Raw genomic sequence first — 16,914 nt, forward strand, 5'->3', positions numbered from 1 at the left:
TTTAATAATTGGTTATTAATATTGAATCATTTGATTATTTCCCACTAATTTCAGATTTTTTTAATCCAACATCACCATAACATTTTTTAATATGTTCTTCACTCATTGGTTTAGTAAGTAAACTCACAACAACAGTGAAAATAAAAGATACTGGCACAGCTATTATTATAGCATCAATAGATGGGAAAGGCATAATATTAATAAGTGTTGATTGTCCTGTTAAAAGCATGCAAATCCCTAAACCTTTAGCAGTGTTTCCAAATACAAATATTAACCATAATAGAGATACAATTGTTCCAGAAAGGATTCCTGCAATAGCTCCTTCTCTTGTAGCTCTTTTCCAATATAAAGCACAAATATATACACTTAAAAATGCCGCTGCACAAATCCCATAAAACATTGCAGTTCCTTGAGCTACTACACTTCCAGGCAATATCAAACTAAGAACAAATGCTAAAACAACAGCTATTAAAATTCCAATACGAGTCAATGTAAAAGACCCGATACTTTTTTTATTTTTAACTGTTTCATATATGTCTCTACCTAATGAAGTTCCTTGTGCATGATATTGAGAACTTAATGTAGACATAGCTGCAGCCAATAATGTTAATAAGAACACATAAACAAACCACTCTGGAAGAGCCATATTAATAAAAGTAGGAATTATTTTATCAATATTTCCTCCTACAACATCAACAGCTACCTGTCCAATTTTATCAAAGAAATAAACATTAGATAATGCCCCAACTATAAATGCTGTTCCAGTAGAAAATGCTATAAATATTCCTCCTACTAAAACCGCCCTATTTAATTCTTTATCAGATTCTACTGTCATAAATCTAACAGCTAATTGCGGTTGAGCTAAAACTCCAATACCTACACCAATAATAGTTGTAGAAACAAGTGACCACCAGAAAGGACTTCCAAGAGTTGGAAAAGTTGTCCATCCAGTTCCCCCAATAGCTTGAGCACTAGCGGGGAAATGTGGAGCTAAATTCGTAAGAGCAGTATGCGATTCTGTGATTCCCCCAAGTAACCAATAAGTAAATATAAGTAAAAATATCATTCCAAAAAGCATTATTGATCCTTGAACAGCTTCAGTATACATTACACCTTTTATTCCTCCAAATATAACATATGCTGCTACAATAATAGATAAAATAAGTAAAGACAAATGAAAATTTAAAGATAAAGATGTTTCCATGAACCTAGCAGCACCAATTAGAACTACTGATGCATATATAGGCATAGCAAAGAAAATAATTCCTCCACTAAAATATTGAATAAATTTACTATTGAATCTTCTAGATAAAAATTCTGGAAATGTTAAAGAATCTAAATTATGGCCCATTTTACGAGTTCTTTTACCCATTAGAATAAATGCTATGAATATTCCACAAAAGACATTGAAGAATGTTAGCCATAATAAACTCATACCAAATTGACCAGCAGCTCCTCCAAATCCAACAATAGCTGCCGTACTAATAAATGTAGCCCCATAACTTAGAGCCATAATATAAGGATGGGTTTTTCGTCCTGCAAGCATAAAATCTTCAGAAGATTTAGTACGTTTCCAAGCCAAGTATCCAACATACCCAACAATAAAGAAATAAATTAGAAAAACTATTAATAAAACTACATAATCCATTGATACCCCTCAAATACTTAAATATTGATTAAATTTATCAAGTTAATAAGATATAAGAAAAAATAAAAAATTTTATTATTAATTATTATTAATTATATTTATAAAACTATGAATTTTTTTGTTAATTTAATATTATATAAAGTTTTATAGATTAAGCTCCATATAATCCAAATAGTGTTTTAACAATTTTTTAAGAAAATTAATAGTTTTTTAGCTAATATTTGAAAATTATCTTGTTAATAGATTCTAATGTTCAAATTTTAAGTGAAAATTTCGAAATCAATACTTAAAATATATCAATAAATATAATAAAAAGAATAGTTATCAAAAAATTTAGATGTAACATATTTTTTATTAATAATAGTACATAATTTATGTTTTTTTCAAAGAAATTAAGATTATTTTTTATCATAAATAATCAGAAATAGAAAAAAAGTAAAAATATGAAAAGTAAAAGACTAACAAAATTTAAAAAAAGAAATAAATAAAAAATAAATGAATATTATGATGAATTATAATAAAAAAATAGCTATTCATCAGAATAACTATCATCATCACCTTTATTCCAGTTTATTATTCCATATGCTACACATATCAGTGTAGATAGAATAACAAGTATATAACCACTTAAAACCCAGGGATCAGGTATTCCTAAAATCATTTTTACACCTTTAAACCATAATAATAAACTTTACATCATTTTTTATTTTTATTTTTATTTTCCACTAGTCTCAGACTTTTTTGAAACATCACTTTTGAAACATTTGTCAATATACTCTTGAGACATTGGTTTTGTAAGTAAACTTACAACGATAGTGAAAATTAAAGATACAGGAACAGCTATTATTATAGCATCAATAGCTGGCCAAGGCATAGTTGGAATAAGCATTGGTTGGCCTGTTAAAAATTGGCAAATACCAAGTCCTTTTGCAGTTTTTCCAAATACAAATATTAACCAAAACAAACTTACAATTATTCCTGAAACAATTCCAGCAATAGCTCCTTCTCTTGTAGCTCTTTTCCAATATAAAGCACAAATATATACACTTAAAAATGCCGCTGCACAAATTCCATAGAACAACGCAGTCCCTTGAGCTACTACACTTCCAGGCAATATCAAACTAAGAACAAATGCTAAAACAACAGCTACTAAAATTCCAATACGAGTTAATTTAACAGATGATACATCTTTTTTCTTTTTTAATGTTTCATATATATCTCTACCTAATGAAGTTCCCTGAGCATGATATTGAGAACTTAATGTAGACATAGCTGCAGCTAATAATGTTAATAAAAACACATAAACAAACCATTCTGGAAGAGCCATATTAATAAAAGTAGGAATGATTTTATCAATATTCCCTCCAACAACATCAACAGATATTTGTCCTAATTTATCAAAGAAATATACATTAGATAATGCTCCAACGATATAAGCAGTTCCAGGGATAGCAGCAATAAAAAGACCTCCCATTAAAACTGCTCTATTTAATTCTTTGTTAGATTTTACTGTAAGATATCTAACAGCCAATTGTGGTTGAGCTAAAACTCCAATACCCACACCAATAATCATTGTGGAAACAAGAGACCACCAAAATGGACTTCCAAGAGTTGGAAATGTTGTCCACCCAGTTCCCCCTAATGCTTGAGCACTAGCTGGGAAATGTGGAGCAAGATTTGTAAGTGCAGTTTGAGATCCTGTAACTCCTCCAAGTAACCAATAAGTAAATATAAGCAAAAATATCATTCCAAAAAACATTATAGTTCCTTGAACTACTTCTGTATACATTACACCTTTTATTCCTCCAAATATAACATATGCTGCTACAATAATAGATAAAATAAGTAGAGACAAATGGAAATTAAGAGAAAGAGTAGTTTCCATAAATCTTGCAGCACCTATAAGAACTACAGATGCATAAATAGGCATACCAAAGAATATTATTCCACCACTAAAATATTGGATGAATCTACTGTCAAATCGACGAGATAAAAACTCTGGAAAAGTCAAAGCACCTAAATTGTGACCAATTTTTCGAGTTCTTTTTCCCATAAAAATAAATGCAATAAATACACCAACAAAAATATTCAAAAATACTAACCATAACAAACTCATACCAAATTGTCCCGCAACTCCCCCAAAACCAACAATTGCTGCAGTACTAATGAACGTCGCACCATAACTTAGTGCCATGATATAAGGGTGTGTTTTACGCCCTGCAACCATAAATTCTTCTGATGATTGAGTACGTTTCCATGCTAGGTAACCAACATACCCTAAAACTAAGAAATATATTATAAAAACTATAGATAAAATCATTAAATCCATAAATAAACCTCATACAATAATAAAATCATTAAGATAAATATATATCAAATTTTAACCAATGATTCAAATATTAAAATCTAATCTAAAAAAGACTATAAACTTTTTTTGTTCATTATTATTATATAAGTTTTTATAAATGAATTTTGATTAAGTTCTTTGATATATTAAAAAATTTAATAATAACATAAATAAAAATAAAAAATAAATAAATAATCTAATAAAAATAAAAATTCAAAGAAGATATAAAAAGATAAAAAACTAAAAAATAAGAATAAAAAATCTAAGAAATAAAAATAAAAATAATATAATAAAGAATAATATAACCACCAAATAATACCACCATAATAATATAAAACACTATATAATAATGTAAAACAAAATATATAACATCCTATATAATTTATATATATTATATAATGTAGTATACATATAATTTATAAAATAATGAAACAATCATTTAATAAATAAGTAAAAAGATCACTTTTGTCAAAATAATCAAAAAACGAATAATATAAAGATAATATAGGGATAATATGGTATGGAATCAAAAAACAGAATGCATGGATTTAAAAGAAAAAGAGAAACTGCAGCTAAAAAGGCTACAAGAGACAGTTAAAAAAGCTTATGAAAATGTCCCATTTTATAAAAATAAATTTGATGAAGTAGGAATTAAACCAGAAGATATTAAAACTTTGGAAGATATAGAAAAATTACCATTTACAACTAAAACAGACCTTCGTGATGCTTATCCTTTTGGAATGTTTGCAGTTCCTGAAGAAGAAATAATTGAAATACATACTACATCTGGAACAACTGGAAAACCAACAGTTTCAGGATATACAAAAAAAGATCTTGAAATATGGGCAGAAGTTAGTGCAAGGGCAATTACAATGGCTCTTGGAACTAGAGGAGATAGAATTCAGAACTGTTATGGATATGGATTATTCACAGGAGGACTTGGAATTCACTATGGAGGCCACAAAGTAGGAGCAACTGTAGTCCCAATCTCTGCTGGAAATACAAAACGTCAGATTGAAGTTATGAAAGATTTTCAAAGTACAATCTTAACTTGTACTCCATCTTATGCTCTCTATTTAGCTGAAGTTCTCGAAAAAGAAGGTTTAACCCCTGAAGAAATTAGTTTAAAATCAGGAATTTTTGGAGCTGAAATGTGGACTGAAGAAATGAGAGATGAACTTGAAAAACGTCTTGGAATTATAGCTCTCAATATTTATGGGTTAACTGAAATTATTGGCCCAGGAGTAGCTCAAGAATGTTCTGAGAAAGTGGGACTTCATATTTCTGATGATCATTTTTATCCCGAAATAATTGATTCAAAAACAAAAAAACAGCTCCCTATAGGAGAAAATGGAGAATTAGTTTTAACAACTTTGACAAGAGAAGGAATGCCAGTAATAAGATTCCGTACCAAAGATATAACATCACTTAACAAAGAAACATGTAAATGTGGAAGAACATTAGTACGAATGAGTAGAATCACTGGTAGAAGTGATGATATGCTTAAAATAAGAGGCATTATAGTATTCCCATCACAAATTGAAAAAGCTTTACTTAAAATAGAAGGCTTAACCCCAAATTATCAAATTGTAATTACAAGACCTGGGGCCCTTGATGAACTTGAAATTAAAGTAGAAACCACCAAAGATCTATTTTCAGATGAAATGAGAAAAATGGAAGCTATTGAAGAAAATATAGCTAAGGTAGTCCAAAAAGAAATTGGTTTGCGTGTGAATGTAACTCTTGTAGAACCAGAATCTCTTCCAAGAAGCGAAGGAAAAGCAGTTAGAGTAATTGATGAACGGGATTTTAATTAATAAGATAAAATGTAAAATGGGGAAATTTTATGAAGAATAAACAAATATCAGTATTTATTGAAAATAAGGAAGGTAAATTAAAAAAAGCTATTGATATATTATCTAAAGAAGGTATTAATATTAGAGCTTTATCTATAGCTGACACAACTAAATTTGGAATACTAAGATTAATTATATCAGATAATGAAAAAGCAAAAAAAATTCTAGAAAAGAACAATTTTGTAGTAAAAGAAAATGAAGTAATTATTGTAGAAGTTCCAGACGAACCAAATGGTCTCAATACAGTACTTGGATATCTTGATGATAATGGTATAAATGTAGAATATCTTTATGCATTTGTAAGTAAAAAAAGAGATGAAGCTATTGTTGTAATGAGGTTAGAAAATATAGAAGATGGAATAAAAGTTCTAAAAAAGAATAATGCAAATCTATTAACTGATGAAGATATTAAAGATATTTAATAATTATATTAATGAATTATATTTATTAATATAAGATAGTGAGTTATATATACTATATATACATTTAAATAAGTAGTTTTATTAAAACTACCATATTTAAAATAAAACTAATATTGAAAAAATAAGTATAAAATTAATTTAAAATTTCATTTATTTATTCTTCTAAACTTTTTAATAGTTTAGCAATTTCTTCTCTAGTATATCCTAATTTTACAAATAAACTAGAAATATCCTCATTATCTTTTAATTCAGTGATTTCATTCCATTTTTTGAAATCATTTATTAAAATTGATTTTATTAAGAGTTGAATTGTTATTAAAGTATTACTATCTATAGCTACTAAGACTTCCTCATTTTTAAAAAGACCTTTTGGATCAATTAATTCAAAGCTTTCATCAAGAGCATCTCTTTGAATGATAGCATTTTTTACTTCATAAGCCACAAAATCACCATATTAATATTTTTATTTTGCTGTTTTACTAAATTATGAATATTATCATATTTATTTTTATATTTTTTAATTTTTACTAATTAGAACTAAATTACAGAAATCAAATCATTTTTATTATTAGCTATTTTTTACCAAATTATAACCATTTTCAATGGCATTTAAATTCATTTCATGGAATTTTGAATTTAAATTGTTCTTCATAGATTTTATAATTGATTTTTTTGAAAGCGGAAATGTATCCATAGCTATAGCTCCACCAAGAAGAACCATATTTAAAGATAAAAGATTTCCAGCATCAAGAGCTAATTTTTCCCCATCAATTGGATAAACAGAATTATAATTATCATTTAAAACATTTATAATATTTTTAACATTAGGATAGCTCTGATTTAATTGAGTTAATGTTGAAGGAACTATTGGAGAGGTGTTAAAAGCTATGTTAGTATTCTTATTTGCTTTATTTAAAGCTCTAATTGCTTCAATAGGTTCAAAACTAAGAATTATATCTGCATTAGCTTCTTCTATAATTGAACTTTTATAATCACCAATCTTTAACTCTGTAGATACAACTCCCCCTCTTTGAGACATCCCATGAATTTCACTCATTACAACTTCATGCCCTTCATGCATAGCTGCTTCACCTATGATAACAGAAGTTTTAATGATTCCCTGGCCTCCAACACCACAAATATAAATATTATAAGAATTTTCTTTATTAAACATAAATATCCCTATTAAAATTATTATAAGAATTTTCTTTATTAAATATAATTATCTTTATTTTAATTAATTTCTATACTTTAAGTTCTTTATTTTAATTAATTTCTTTACTTAATCTTTTTATTTTAATTATTATATACTTTAATCAATATGATATTAATCTTTTTTTACACCAATAGCTTTTTTATCACACATTTGCACACAGACAGTACAACCTTTACACATAAAATCATCTACAATAACTTTTCCATCGACTAAAGAAATTGCAGGACATGCTAATGTGTCAATGCATTCATGACAATCATTACATTTATCATGTTTCACTGCCATTGGTTTTTTTGGTTTTATTCCTTTTATAAGAGTACATGGATATTTAGCTATTATAACAGACACCCCATCATATTCAAGAGCTCTTTTATAAGTATCAACTGTATTTTTTAGATTCATAGGATTAATTGTTTCAACAAATTCACAACCTGAAGCTTTAGCTATTGCTTCAATGGAAATTTCAGGAGCAATATCCCCCATTCCATCAACTGGAAGTCCAGGATTTGGTTGTCCTCCAGTCATTGCAGTTGTTCTATTATCAAGAACCGTTACCACAAATCTATGTTTGTTATGAACGCCATTGATAAGAGGAGGAATACCTCCATGGAAAAATGTTGAATCTCCAATAAAACTAACAATGTATTGATCAGTTCCAACAGAAAATCCACAAGCATCACCAATACTAGATCCCATTGACAGAAGGTAGTCAGTAGTTTCATAAGGAGGACTTACACCAAGAGTATAACATCCAATGTCAGAAGAAAATATAAGATTTTCATTAGCTATATTTAATTCTTCAGCTGCACGCCTAACACCAAAATATGTAGCCCTATGAGAACAACCTGGACACAATGTAGGAGAACGTGACGGTAAATTATCTTGCATATTAGCTATTTTTTCATCACTATTTAAAGGATTATTAGATTCATCATTAGACCTATTAAATTCATCAATAGCCCCATCATCAATAAATTCACCCATAATTATTTTATTAATAGAATTTCTCACAATATCACAATTGAATTCATGAATAAGAGGAAAAGTTCCATCAATTTTTCCAAAGACCGGAATATCCATTCCAATTTCACCAATAGCAGCTAAAACTTCTGTTTCCATTATTGGATCAACTTCTTCAATTACAAAAACTCCATCTAATTCTTCGAGGAAATCTAAAATCAGATCTCTTGGAAGGGGATAAGTAAAACCTAATTTCAAAATATCAATAGGTAAATTATCTTCGTTAACCACATCAAAAGCATAATTAAATGCACTACCACTAGTTATGATACCAAATCTCTTATTATTAATTTCACCAAGACTTAAATCAATATTAAAGTTAGAATCAGAAGTTTTATTAATACCATTATTACTATTAAAATTATTATTATTAATATTAATATTATTATTAATATTTTTATTTCCATTAATATTTTCTTCAATTATATGATCAATAGGTCTAAAAACCCTATTAAACTCAGAAATATTACTTATAACTCCTATATCATCCATTTTTTCTACAACTTGTCCATGCATTACCATTGCATTTTCTGGAACTGGAACAAATTGTTTTGGATTCTTTTTAAAGAAGCCTTTTTTCCAATGAACTTCTTTAGAGTTTTTTGATAAATTTGTATTTTCTTCTTTTTTAGGAACATTATCAAATTCTACAATACCTCTCATATGAGAAACCCTAGTAGTTGTACGAAGAATAACTGGAATAGAAAATTCTCTTGAAAGTTCATACCCATAAACCATCATATCTTTGACTTCTTGAGGGTTTGAAGGTTCTAATACAGGACAATTAGCTAATCTAGCGTAATGACGATTATCTTGTTCATTTTGTGAAGAAAACATTGAAGGGTCATCTGCACTTAATACAACTAGACCTCCAGGAGTTCCAGTATAAACTGCTGTCATAAATGAATCAGAAGCAACGTTTAGACCCACATGTTTCATAAATGTAAATGATTTTACTCCACTAGCTGCACTAGCAGCTGCAACTTCCATAGCTACTTTTTCATTAGCAGAAAATTCAAAAAAAATCCCTGCATCCTTTGCAAGAACTGATAAAATATTTCCAATCTCAGAAGACGGAGTTCCTGGATAAGTTGCTGCGATTGAAATACCTGCTTCAATAGCTCCTCTAACAGCAGCTTCATTACCTAATAAAAACTCCTTATCCCCAAATTTACCTTGTACTAATTGATTTAAATCCATTATCATTCCTCATAAATAATATAAACAAAATAATTAAGTTAAAAACGATTTATTGAATAATAGCAATAGTATTATATTTTTAAGACATAATTATTAATATAATTATTATATAAACATCTCTATTCTTCTCTATCAATAATTATAAGTAATATAACAAACATATATTCTTTAAATTAAGATAAAAGTTTATAATATATAAATATGTTTGGTTTAATTATTAAATATATTTTTTGATGATTTTTACATATTATATAAATCATTTTTACAATTAATTATATAATTATATAATAATTTTTAATATCCTTTAATAATAACAAGTATCAAGAATAATATTAAATAGAAATAAACAAATAAATCTAAATTATATACTGATATCCGCATATATACATATGTTATATATGTTATATAATATCAAATTATTACTAATGATTAACATGTATTATCTAAGATTATTTAATCTGATTACTATCTAGATACAGCTAAGATTAAAAATTATTTTTAATCAAATATAAATTACAAATTTAAATATATTATAAAAATTATAAATTTAGATATTAAATCTAAATATTGGAGTATAAAATGATAGAAATTAAAGTATTAAGGTTTGATAGAGAAAAAGATGAGAAACCTTATTTTGAAAAATATGAAATTGAAAAAACTTATAAAATGAAAGTTTTAGATGCTTTGATGGCTATTAATGATAAATATAATGCTAATATAAGTTTTAGAAGTTCATGCAGAGCAGGACAATGTGGGTCTTGTGCACTTAAAATGAACGGTGAAGTGGTTCTAGCTTGTAAAGCTGAAATCGAAGATTATTCAGTTATTGAACCCCTAGACTTTCCTGTGATAAAAGATTTGATTGTTGATAAATCTGAAATTGAAGAAAAAGTAGCTAAAATGCAATTATTTTTAGAAGCTAACTCTAATAAAAAAAGTCAAGATATTAATGTAGAGGTTGATAATATCCAAATAAAAGGATGTGATTGTCCTTCCATTATTGAAAACGAAGAGTGTGTTGATACTAAAAAAGTTAGAAGTTGTATTGAATGTTACTCATGCCTTTCTGCTTGTCCAGTTATTAAAGAAACTGATGAATTTGCAGGGCCTTACTTCATGCGATATTTATCTAAATTTGATTTTGACCCTAGAGATGCTGGAAATAGAACTGAAGAAAGTATAAATGAGGGACTTTATTATTGTACTAGCTGTGGAAAGTGTGGACAAGTCTGTCCAAAAGAAATTAACAGCTTTGGAGATGCTATTGAAAAATTGAGAGCTTTAGCTAATAATAAAAATTTAGGACCTCTTGAAGCTCACAAAGAAGTTAAAAAAATGATTTCAGCTACTGGTAGGTCTGTAGAACCTCTTCAAGAAAGTTTTATAGAAGCCGTGAATAAAAAGAAAAAAAATAAATCTGAATCTAAGGATAAATCTAAAATAGCTGTTTTTACAGGATGTATGGTAGATTATAGACTCCAAAATGTAGGATTTGCACTTATAGATGTTTTAGAAAAAAATGGTTTTGAAGTTGATATTCCAAAAAATCAAGTCTGTTGTGGTTCACCAATGCTCAGAACCGGACAAACTAATATTGTAAATGATCTTATTGAAAAAAATAACAATGCACTTTCTGAATATGACACTATAATCACAGTTTGTGCTGGTTGTGGAGCTACATTGAAAAAAGACTATCCCAAATATGGAGTCAATCTAAATGTATTAGATATTAGTGAGTTTTTAGCTGATAAACTTGATACTAATCAGATGAAAGATTTAAATATGAGAGTTACATATCATGATCCTTGTCACCTTATTAGAGGTCAAGGTATAAGTGAAGAACCTCGTGAAATATTAAATAAAATAAAAGGCCTTGAATTTATAGAAATGGAAAAGCCAGATCAATGTTGTGGAGCTGGTGGAGGGGTCAGAGCTGGAAAGCCAGAAATTGCATTTGGTTTAGGTAAGAAAAAAGCAGATATGATTAAAAAGCTTGATGTTGATGCAGTAGTCAGTATATGTCCATTTTGTCAATACAATATTCAAGATGCTTTAGACAAAGAAGGATTAAAAAATATAAAAGTGATTAATATATTAGAACTTTTGAAAATGGCTTATGATATTGAATAAGTTTTATAAATTGATTTAAACTAAAAATATAGAAATAACTATAGAAATAATAAAATATAAAAATAAGAAAAAGATTAAAATATAAAACTAATATAAATAAACAATGCAAAAAATACAAAAAATAATATGAAAATCATAAAAACAATAAGATTAATATAAACAATAAAAATCCAAGGATGTGTTTTAAGTAGGAGATACAGCTTCAGAAGAAAAAGTATTTGTTAAGAATAATACGAATATTTTAGATGAAGAAAAAGAAAAAATTAAAGAAGATACCAAAGCAGTTTCTAAAGCAAAAGAAAAATCAACCAAAAGAGGTAAAAAGCTTTCAACTGCCGACGGATTACATTTTTCAAAGAATTATGATAGACTAGAAAAAAATATATTTATTGTCTTTGTAGAATGTGAATCTTCAGGAAATGTTGGTTTTTTAGCTAGAACTATGGCTAATTTTGGTCTCAAAAACCTTGTTTTAATAAACCCCTGTGAACTAAAAAAAGAAGCATATTATCAAGCTATGCATGCTAGACCTATTGTTGAAGATGCAGTTGCAAGAAGAACATATCCTAATCTTGATGAATTTTTTAAAAAACAGAATATTGATTTTATAATTGGTTCTACTGGTACTCCTGGAGGTAGCTATAATCTTTCTCGTATTCCTATAAAGCCACAAGAATTAGGAGAATCAATAAATTTAAATCAAAAAATAGCTATTTTATTTGGAAGGGAAGGAAATGGACTTTATAATGAAGAAATAGACCTATGTGACATTATCGTAAGTATCCCTACCGATCATAACTATCCTATCATGAATATATCTCATGCAGCAGCTATTATTTTTTACGAAATATTTAAAAATAGAAATGAATTTCCTGTAGAAGGATTAGAAGAAGCAACAAATCTTGAAAAAGAACATCTTCTAAAAGATATGGAAAAACTAATCAAAAAACTCAATATACCTGAACATAAAGAAAAAACAGGCCTTAAATCTTTTAAAAATATTATTAATAGAGCATTTATAACTGGTAGAGAAGCTCATACTTTAAAAGGAATTCTAAGAAGAATATTGATGAAATTTGAATAAAAAATCATATTGATAATTATAATTTCAAATAAATTTCAAAAAATATTTTTTAATTTATATTGTATATAATTGTATTTTTAATTATATCTTTTAGTTCTAGTTTTACTAAATATTTTTAATTTTTAATGTGTATTTTTTATTTCTATTAATTTTTTATCTATATATTCTGATTATATAATAATCTATTAAAATAAGGATATATTAAAATAATAAAAATAATAAAACTAATAGAAATAAAAAATTAATATAAATAAAAAATTGATATAGATAAAAAATTGATATAAAAAATTAATAAATATAGAATATAAGATTATAAATATAAAAAATAATAAAAATTTCATCAATTAAAACCTATTTAATTACTGAAAAAATTAAATTTTAAAGCTAAAAGACTTCGGAGATTGACAATGGCTATTTTAAGTGATAAAGATATAAAAAAATATTTAAAAGAAGGGAAAATAACAATAACTCCTTTAGAAAACACTGAAAAACAAATTCAACCATCTTCAGTTGATTTAAGAATTGGTAGTGAATTTAAAGGATTTAGAATTATAAAAAAACCATTTATTGATCCTAAAGACTCTGAAGATTTAGATTCCTATATGGAGTCAATGCATGTAGAAAATGATGAAGCATTTATTATTCATCCTAATGAATTTGCATTAGCTACAACCTATGAAACTGTCAAAATTCCAGATGATCTAGTAGCTAGAGTAGAAGGTCGTTCTTCAATGGGAAGACTTGGAATAACTATGCATGTAACTGCAGGATACATTGATCCTGGTTTTGAAGGTAAAATTACTCTTGAAATATCAAATATTGGAAAAATGCCTGTGGCATTATATCCTGGTCAACGTGCTTGTCAAATTGTTTTTGAAACTATGACATCAAGTGCAGAAAAACCATATGGCCATCCTGAAAGAGATAGTAAATATATGGGTCAAACTCGTCCTGAAAGTAGTAGAATAAAACAAGATTATGAGTTAAAAAAAAATAATCTTTAAAACTTATTAATTAGATAAAAATATTAATCAAATACATCATATTTGGAGCTATATTAATGAATCATGAAAAAATGATAAATATTAGTACAAAAAGAGGTTTCCTATGGCCATCATTTGAAATATATTCAGGAGTTTCTGGATTTACTGATTATGGTCCACTTGGAGCTATATTAAAAAACAATATAATGCAACTTTGGAGAAAGCAATATATAGCTGGTGAAGGATTTTATGAAATAGAAAGTCCTACAGTTACTCCAGAAGAAGTTTTAAAAGCTTCAGGACATGTAGACAATTTCACAGACCCTATGATACAATGTAAAGGTTGTAAAGATGTATTTAGAGCAGATCATATCATTGAAGAGGTTACTAATCTTGAAGTAGAAGGTATGACAAACGAAGAGTTAGATGAGATTGTAGAAAAACATAAAGTAGAATGTCCAAATTGTGGAGATAAATTAAGTGAAATTTGGAATTATAATCTCATGTTTAAAACTAACATTGGAGCTAAAGGAAATAAACCAGGATACATGCGTCCAGAAACTGCTCAAGGGATCTTTATACTTTTTAAAAGACTTTCCCGTTTTTTCAAAAATAAATTACCTTTTGGTGCTGTTCAGCTTGGAAAAGCTTATAGAAATGAAATTTCTCCTCGTCAAGGAGTTATTCGTCTTAGAGAATTTACACAAGCAGAAGCTGAAATATTTGTTAATCCACATGATAAAACTCATCCAAAATTCAAATCAATAGCTAATGAAAAACTTGTTCTAAATTCACAAGCCACACAAATAGAAGAAAAAGATCCAATTACTATAACAGCACAAGAAGCATTAGATAGTGGAGTTGTAGCTAATGAAATATTAATTTATCAAATTTATTTAGCTAAAAAATTCTTAAAAGAGCTTGGAATTCCTGATGAAGTTTTAAGATTTAGACAACATTTACCTAATGAAATGGCTCACTATGCAATTGATTGTTGGGATGTTGAAGTTAAAACAGACCGTTATGGATGGGTTGAAATTATTGGAATAGCTGATAGAGGAGATTATGATTTAAAATCCCATTCCAAACACAGTAATGAAGAATTAGACTTGTATGTTCAATTTGATGAGGCAAAAATAGTTTCTAAAACAATAGCTAAACCAAATATGACTAAATTTGGCCCTTCATTTAAACAAAATGCTCCAAAAGTTAAAGAATTTTTAGATAATGCTGATGATGAAAAAATAAAATCTATAAAAAACTCAATAGATCAAACAGGCCAATATAGTGCTGAAATTGATGGAGAAATATTTGAAATAAACAGCGAACATGTAAATTTCGAAGATATTGAAGAAGAAATAAAAGGAGAAAAATTAATTCCTCATGTAATTGAACCATCCTTTGGTATTGACAGAATATTATATGCTGTACTTCTACATTCATTTCATGTAGCAGAAAATGAAGAAGATAAAGATTATTTTAAACTTTCTAATTCATTAGCTCCTATTAAAGTGGGAGTTTTCCCACTTATGAATAAAGATGAATTAAACGAAATAGCTAATGAAATCACAACCACTCTTAGAAATTCTGGTTTTATGGTTGATTATGATACTTCTGGAACTATCGGAAAGCGTTACGCAAGATCTGATGAAATTGGAGTGCCAATAGCTATCACCATAGATTATGATACTCTTGAAGATAATACTGTCACAATAAGAGACAGAGATACAGAAAAACAAGAGAGAGTTAAAATAGATTCCTTAAAATCAGTTGTTGAATCCTATTTCAATTAATTTAAAGATTTTTTTATTTTTTAAATTTTTTATCTTATTTTTCTATTATTTTTATCTTGTTTTTATTATTTTACTACATTTATCTTGTTTTTATTATTTTATTATTTTTTCAATTTTTATTTTTATAATCCTCTTTTTTTATTTAATTATTAATGTCCCTCAAAAATATCAAAATATTCTTCAAGATTTATTAATACAGAATCTTTCTTATAATATTCGAATAATCCTAAACCCCAATTTATTCCTTCTTTTTCTTCATCAAGAAGAAGAGAAGAATCATCATAATATTCTCCAGAAAATAACCCTAAAGATATAAAATTATCACAAGAAGTCAAAAAGATCTTAAAATCTTTAGGATATTTCCATATTTTAATATTCACATGTTTTTTTAATGATATTAATTTATAGCCATAACCATTAACTCTCATATAATCTAGAATTTCATCAGTGGTAATTAATTCCAAATCTACATTGCTGATTAAATTATTTATTATTATATCCAACTGTATATCAAAAAATATAGGCGTTAAAATCTTAATTTTTCTTGATTTTGACACAAACTCCAAGTACTCATTTAAATTTTCAGAGAAAATTCCTCCAATTGAAGAATTAATAGAAGAAATATGTCTTGCATTATGAATATTGTATATTTTTTTCAAGAAAGTTTGAGGAATATCTTCTATAGTATGCTGATTCCAAAATTCAACATTATTATTAATAGAAGAGGTATTTTCTACAAGTTTTAAAATGTTTGCAGCTAATATTTTTCCATTTGAGGATAATTCATATATTCCATCTTCTTTTTTAATTAATTTCAATTTTCTAAGTTGTTTAACTCCATGTAATATAGAAGTAGAAGGTTTATCTAATTCAGCTCGAAGGGATTTTAAATCTTTTTTTGAAGAAAATAAAGAAATTAATAATTTTGTTCTTAGTGTTGAAGTTAATATACGCTTTATATCATTAAAAATTTCTGAATTTCTTTTTTCATCACTTTTATGAGAAATATTGTTAGAATTGTTAATTTTTTCTACATCAGCACTATCATCAGGAATAATAACATCAATATCTCCCATATTATCAATATTATTATTACTATCATCAACATCAGTAACATTAGTAATATCATTATTATTAACTTTTTTATTGCCATTAGAATTATTAATATTAACATCATGGAAATTTTTACTTTTATTATTCATCATATAAATCCCT

The 16,914-nt window shown here is 27.1% G+C and carries 14 protein-coding genes; 6 read left to right on the forward strand and 8 right to left on the reverse strand.

Annotated elements, in window-relative coordinates:
* Window positions 1-34: 34 nt before the first annotated feature.
* The 3 genes from KQY27_RS08950 to KQY27_RS08955 all read right to left on the reverse strand — a co-directional run bounded on the left by KQY27_RS08950 (window position 35) and on the right by KQY27_RS08955 (window position 3,977).
* Complete coding sequence (locus KQY27_RS08950; RefSeq protein WP_224426236.1) at window positions 35-1,648, reverse strand: sodium/solute symporter; 1,614 nt, start codon at window positions 1,646-1,648, stop codon at window positions 35-37.
* A 529-nt stretch (window positions 1,649-2,177) separates the two neighbouring features.
* Window positions 2,178-2,309 carry a symporter small accessory protein gene (locus KQY27_RS09295; RefSeq protein WP_255596659.1) on the reverse strand — a complete coding sequence of 44 codons (132 nt, stop codon included), beginning with the start codon at window positions 2,307-2,309 and terminating at the stop codon, window positions 2,178-2,180.
* A 54-nt stretch (window positions 2,310-2,363) separates the two neighbouring features.
* A complete protein-coding gene (locus tag KQY27_RS08955; protein WP_224426237.1) occupies window positions 2,364-3,977 on the reverse strand; it encodes a sodium:solute symporter family protein in 1,614 nt (537 codons plus the stop codon).
* Window positions 3,978-4,510: 533 nt separating this feature from the next.
* Here KQY27_RS08955 and KQY27_RS08960 point away from each other — a divergent pair.
* Window positions 4,511-5,812, forward strand: a complete 1,302-nt coding sequence (locus tag KQY27_RS08960) for a phenylacetate--CoA ligase (protein ID WP_224426238.1) — start codon at window positions 4,511-4,513, stop codon at window positions 5,810-5,812.
* A gap of 29 nt (window positions 5,813-5,841) precedes the next feature.
* Window positions 5,842-6,273: an ACT domain-containing protein gene (locus tag KQY27_RS08965; RefSeq protein ID WP_224426239.1), complete on the forward strand. Its 432-nt coding sequence runs from the start codon at window positions 5,842-5,844 to the stop codon at window positions 6,271-6,273.
* 154 nt (window positions 6,274-6,427) lie between these two features.
* Here KQY27_RS08965 and KQY27_RS08970 read toward each other — a convergent pair whose 3' ends face one another.
* The 3 genes from KQY27_RS08970 to KQY27_RS08980 all read right to left on the reverse strand — a co-directional run bounded on the left by KQY27_RS08970 (window position 6,428) and on the right by KQY27_RS08980 (window position 9,709).
* The gene (locus KQY27_RS08970) at window positions 6,428-6,715 is read right to left on the reverse strand and encodes a hypothetical protein (RefSeq protein ID WP_224426240.1); all 288 of its coding nucleotides are present in this window, start codon (window positions 6,713-6,715) and stop codon (window positions 6,428-6,430) included.
* Between the two features lie 126 nt (window positions 6,716-6,841).
* Window positions 6,842-7,447 (reverse strand): indolepyruvate oxidoreductase subunit beta, encoded by a 606-nt coding sequence (locus tag KQY27_RS08975; protein WP_224426241.1) that lies wholly within the window; start codon window positions 7,445-7,447, stop codon window positions 6,842-6,844.
* A 153-nt stretch (window positions 7,448-7,600) separates the two neighbouring features.
* Window positions 7,601-9,709 carry a thiamine pyrophosphate-dependent enzyme gene (locus KQY27_RS08980; protein ID WP_224426242.1) on the reverse strand — a complete coding sequence of 703 codons (2,109 nt, stop codon included), beginning with the start codon at window positions 9,707-9,709 and terminating at the stop codon, window positions 7,601-7,603.
* 579 nt (window positions 9,710-10,288) lie between these two features.
* On the opposite strand from KQY27_RS08980, the gene tfrB reads away from it, so the two are divergent.
* A complete protein-coding gene (gene tfrB / locus KQY27_RS08985; RefSeq protein WP_224426243.1) occupies window positions 10,289-11,839 on the forward strand; it encodes a fumarate reductase (CoM/CoB) subunit TfrB in 1,551 nt (516 codons plus the stop codon).
* A 183-nt stretch (window positions 11,840-12,022) separates the two neighbouring features.
* Here tfrB and KQY27_RS09365 read toward each other — a convergent pair whose 3' ends face one another.
* The gene (locus tag KQY27_RS09365) at window positions 12,023-12,151 is read right to left on the reverse strand and encodes a hypothetical protein (RefSeq protein WP_342765756.1); all 129 of its coding nucleotides are present in this window, start codon (window positions 12,149-12,151) and stop codon (window positions 12,023-12,025) included.
* Between the two features lie 70 nt (window positions 12,152-12,221).
* On the opposite strand from KQY27_RS09365, the gene KQY27_RS08990 reads away from it, so the two are divergent.
* From KQY27_RS08990 to glyS, 3 genes are all read left to right on the forward strand, one after another.
* Window positions 12,222-12,923: a TrmJ/YjtD family RNA methyltransferase gene (locus KQY27_RS08990; protein WP_224426286.1), complete on the forward strand. Its 702-nt coding sequence runs from the start codon at window positions 12,222-12,224 to the stop codon at window positions 12,921-12,923.
* Window positions 12,924-13,330: 407 nt separating this feature from the next.
* Entirely contained in the window at window positions 13,331-13,927 is a 597-nt protein-coding gene (gene dcd, locus KQY27_RS08995) for a dCTP deaminase (protein ID WP_224426244.1), read from the forward strand.
* Window positions 13,928-13,983: 56 nt separating this feature from the next.
* Complete coding sequence (gene glyS, locus KQY27_RS09000; protein ID WP_224426245.1) at window positions 13,984-15,699, forward strand: glycine--tRNA ligase; 1,716 nt, start codon at window positions 13,984-13,986, stop codon at window positions 15,697-15,699.
* Between the two features lie 149 nt (window positions 15,700-15,848).
* On the opposite strand, the gene KQY27_RS09005 is transcribed toward glyS, so the two are convergent.
* Complete coding sequence (locus KQY27_RS09005; RefSeq protein WP_224426246.1) at window positions 15,849-16,904, reverse strand: transcriptional regulator FilR1 domain-containing protein; 1,056 nt, start codon at window positions 16,902-16,904, stop codon at window positions 15,849-15,851.
* Between the last annotated feature and the right edge of the window lie 10 nt (window positions 16,905-16,914).

The sequence above is a fragment of the Methanobrevibacter sp. TMH8 genome (assembly GCF_020148105.1).
In the GTDB taxonomy this organism is placed as follows: domain Archaea; phylum Methanobacteriota; class Methanobacteria; order Methanobacteriales; family Methanobacteriaceae; genus Methanobinarius.

Excerpts from the sequence above, each read along its gene's own strand:
- KQY27_RS08950 (WP_224426236.1), bottom strand. The coding sequence starts at position 1,648 with ATGGATTATGTAGTTTTATTAATAGTTTTTCTAATTTATTTCTTTATT.
- KQY27_RS09295 (WP_255596659.1), bottom strand. The coding sequence starts at position 2,309 with ATGATTTTAGGAATACCTGATCCCTGGGTTTTAAGTGGTTATATACTT.
- KQY27_RS08955 (WP_224426237.1), bottom strand. The coding sequence starts at position 3,977 with ATGGATTTAATGATTTTATCTATAGTTTTTATAATATATTTCTTAGTT.
- KQY27_RS08960 (WP_224426238.1), top strand. The coding sequence starts at position 4,511 with ATGGTATGGAATCAAAAAACAGAATGCATGGATTTAAAAGAAAAAGAG.
- KQY27_RS08965 (WP_224426239.1), top strand. The coding sequence starts at position 5,842 with ATGAAGAATAAACAAATATCAGTATTTATTGAAAATAAGGAAGGTAAA.
- KQY27_RS08975 (WP_224426241.1), bottom strand. The coding sequence starts at position 7,447 with ATGTTTAATAAAGAAAATTCTTATAATATTTATATTTGTGGTGTTGGA.
- KQY27_RS08980 (WP_224426242.1), bottom strand. The coding sequence starts at position 9,709 with ATGGATTTAAATCAATTAGTACAAGGTAAATTTGGGGATAAGGAGTTT.
- tfrB (WP_224426243.1), top strand. The coding sequence starts at position 10,289 with ATGATAGAAATTAAAGTATTAAGGTTTGATAGAGAAAAAGATGAGAAA.
- dcd (WP_224426244.1), top strand. The coding sequence starts at position 13,331 with ATGGCTATTTTAAGTGATAAAGATATAAAAAAATATTTAAAAGAAGGG.
- glyS (WP_224426245.1), top strand. The coding sequence starts at position 13,984 with ATGAATCATGAAAAAATGATAAATATTAGTACAAAAAGAGGTTTCCTA.
- KQY27_RS09005 (WP_224426246.1), bottom strand. The coding sequence starts at position 16,904 with ATGATGAATAATAAAAGTAAAAATTTCCATGATGTTAATATTAATAAT.